This is a genomic window from Staphylococcus sp. EG-SA-2, assembly GCF_017152085.1.
Genome location: NZ_JACYHC010000563.1, coordinates 1 through 3,025 on the forward strand (window position 1 = coordinate 1; position 3,025 = coordinate 3,025).

The 3,025-nt window shown below is 30.3% G+C and carries 3 protein-coding genes, 1 pseudogene and 1 riboswitch; all 4 genes and pseudogenes read right to left on the reverse strand.

Annotation, left to right across the window (positions count from 1 at the left end):
• Positions 1 to 36 precede the first annotated feature (36 nt).
• Positions 37 to 171: riboswitch (FMN riboswitch) on the reverse strand.
• Between the two features lie 205 nt (positions 172 to 376).
• On the reverse strand, positions 377 to 1,333 hold the full coding sequence (locus tag IDG60_RS09600; RefSeq protein WP_000913227.1) for a DUF1672 domain-containing protein: 957 nt from the start codon (positions 1,331 to 1,333) through the stop codon (positions 377 to 379).
• 38 nt (positions 1,334 to 1,371) lie between these two features.
• A pseudogene (locus IDG60_RS22270) lies at positions 1,372 to 1,732 on the reverse strand (hypothetical protein); the annotation flags it as partial.
• A gap of 71 nt (positions 1,733 to 1,803) precedes the next feature.
• Positions 1,804 to 2,700, reverse strand: coding sequence for a DUF1672 domain-containing protein (locus IDG60_RS09610; RefSeq protein ID WP_000476354.1), 897 nt, complete (start codon positions 2,698 to 2,700; stop codon positions 1,804 to 1,806).
• A gap of 57 nt (positions 2,701 to 2,757) precedes the next feature.
• Positions 2,758 to 3,025: DUF1672 family protein (locus IDG60_RS09615; RefSeq protein ID WP_206160650.1), on the reverse strand; the 268-nt coding region annotated here is incomplete at its 5' end.

Genomic DNA, 3,025 nt, shown 5'->3' on the forward strand with positions numbered 1-3,025 from the left:
TCGTAAGAATAGGAGGATTATTGCACAACAAAAAACCTCCATCTTCTCCCATCCAGACTATACTGTCGGCTCTAGAATCTCACTAGATCAGCCACTAATATGATACATACTAGCAGGTCGCAGGCTTTATTTACTGCCGGTTGGGAATTACACCCGACCCCGAAGATGAATTTTACATTATTAAATTTAATTCTCATTAATTTTATACTATATATCACAAAACCTCAATAACTATGCTTTAATTAGATCATAGTTACATTATTGGAGAGTGATACATTGGTGATTTGAGTTCATTGGTTGGATAGGTTTGATTGGTTTGTGGTTTTAACTGTTGTTGAGATGGCTTTTTTGAACCTACCTTTTTATTGTTATTAGTTTAATCATTCGTGTTAGCTTTTTCATGATTAAATACACCTACTTCTATTACTTCCTTCTTACTATAGTTAGGTCTTTTTGTATTTATATATTTATTAGAAATTTGAAGAGAAACATTCAAATCATGAGGAATATTCTTTTTCTTTTTTAGTACTTCAGAAAAATCAATCATCTCGTCTATTGTATTATCTTTAGTAAAATTATCTTTAGTACTAAATAAAGTTGTAACAACATATGGACGTGATTTATCTTTAAGTTGTTTTTTTGAGTTTCTCATACCGTCCCTAAAAGACTTATCATCCTCTTTGATTAAGGGTTGAAAATACCTTTTATATTCATCTAAAGTATATGGAATTGCAGTCAAATAATAATACTCATTTCTAAAACCACTATTCTGCGTTTTCATAATTGCATTTTCAGTATAACCAGTATATTTATATTTACTTTTATATTCTTTTAAAACTTCTGTTAAATTATCCAACTCTTCCTTATGTGCTCGATATTCAAAACCACTCAACACTGTACCAACTAAAGTACTCATATCATCGCCTTTATCCTCACTTCTTAATGAGCTATCACTGTCAATAATTGATTTGTCAAATGGAATACTCGCATTAAATACGATATCGTGGTCATCACAATGCACGTATACTTCTACGCCGTCGCCACTACCTACAACATTCGTAGCTTTAACTTTTAGACCGAAGTTATCCATAAAAAATTGTTCGCCACGTTTAGCAATTTTATCTTTATGCTTCTTCGCAAATTCAATCGCATCTTTTTCTGCAGGCGGTTGGAATCCTTGGCCTACATATTTTGAAGCTTCCATTTCTTCTGGTACAGATTTCGTTTCTGTATTTGTTTCTGTATTTCTGTCTTTTTTTGATTCATTTTCAATCGTGGAGCACCCTGACAGTACTAGTGCTGCTATTAAGATTAATTTTGCTTTTTTAAGCATATCTCATCACCCATTTATGCGCTTTTATAAGTTTCATTTTGCATATAGTTATACTCACTTAATTTATTTGCATCTTTTAGTTCACCTATATATAAATCTTCAAGTACATATACTTGCGTTAAAAAATCTATTATTTTAATTTAATTATTCATTAATTTAGCATTTTGAAGCCAATCATCTCCAAAACCCGATGATTTTAATGGATTATTTGGATTAATTGCCTCTTTAGATGTTCCTTGATATATTATTATCTTTTGACCAGTTGGATCTCCCTGATCATTAAGTAGCTCGTAGGTTTTTATATCAACTGCATCTTTCATATTATCGTTATTTTTATCATTAAAATAATCTATTTGTTTGAACCGTTTTCCATTTACTTTAAAATCTTTTTTCATTTATATCTTGATAAACTCAATATCTGCTCAATTCTGCTATGTCTCTATCATTTATTTTAATCACTTTATATTCACTCATCCTTCAATTGGATTTATATCGTCATAAAACGGCTTTTTAGTATTTATACTTGGTTTTCCTAATTGAATAGTAACTTGAGATTTTTGAGGCATATTGGGTTTATCTTTTAATTTATTACTCAATTCAATCACATCATCTACTGTATTGTCTTTAGTAAAGTTTTTCTTAGTAGAAAAAAGTGTAGAAACAACATCAGTATTAGCAGTATAGTTTAGCTCTTTTCTAGCTCGTTGCATACCTTCTTTAAATTCTTTATCCTTTTTATGAATCAATGGTTCGTAATATTTACGATATTCTTTTAAATTTCTTGATAAATATGTAATATAAAAATATTCATTTTGATACCCGACGTTTTGCGTCTTGTTAATTGCTTCTTTAGTAAAACCTGTATATTGATATTTCTTTTCATTTTCTTTTAAAAATTTATATAAATTATCATACTTTTCTTTTTGCGCTCGATATTCAAAGCCACTCAGCACTGTACCCACCATCATACTCATATCATCACCGTTGTCATTACTACGCATTGATCCTTTTTGATGGATGGCATCTTTGTACAAAGGTAGACTTGCATTAAATACAATGCCATGATCTTCGCAATGCACATAAACTTCTACACCATCATCTTTACCTACAACATTTGTAGCTTTAACTTTTAGTCCAAAGTTATCTTTAAAGAATTGTTCACCTACTTTTTCAAATTCTTTACGATGCTTCTTCGCAAATTCAATCGCATCTTTTTCTGCAGGTGGTTGGAAGCCTTGTCCTACATATTTTGAAGCTTCCATTTCTTCTGGTACTGATTTTGTTTCATTGTTGGATTCGTTATTGGTAGTTGAACATCCTGATAGTATTATCGTTGCTATTAAGATTAGTTTAATTCTTTTAAACATAGCCCATCTCCCATTTATGTGTTTGTTTAGAATATAGAGAAATTAGCTGATTTCAAGTCATTCGACCTCAATCCTTATAGACTCATTATCACTGTAATTAACTCGATTAGTGCTAATAGTAGATTTTGCTAGTTGTAAAAATATTTTCGTATTTTCAAAATTAAGGTGTAACTTTTTCGTACTTTCAGACAAATCTAAAACATCATCTAATTTTTTGTCCTTTGAAAAGTTACTACTTCTCGAAAACAATGTTGTATGTACTTCTATTGCAGCTTTATAGCCTACTCCTTTCCTTGCTTGTTTCATACCTTTTTTAAAATTCAGA

What these genes read in the sequence shown, in the direction of transcription:
- IDG60_RS09600 (WP_000913227.1), bottom strand. Translation starts at nt 1,333, where the DNA reads ATGCTTAAAAAAGCAAAATTAATCTTAATAGCAGCACTAGTACTGTCA.
- IDG60_RS09610 (WP_000476354.1), bottom strand. Translation starts at nt 2,700, where the DNA reads ATGTTTAAAAGAATTAAACTAATCTTAATAGCAACGATAATACTATCA.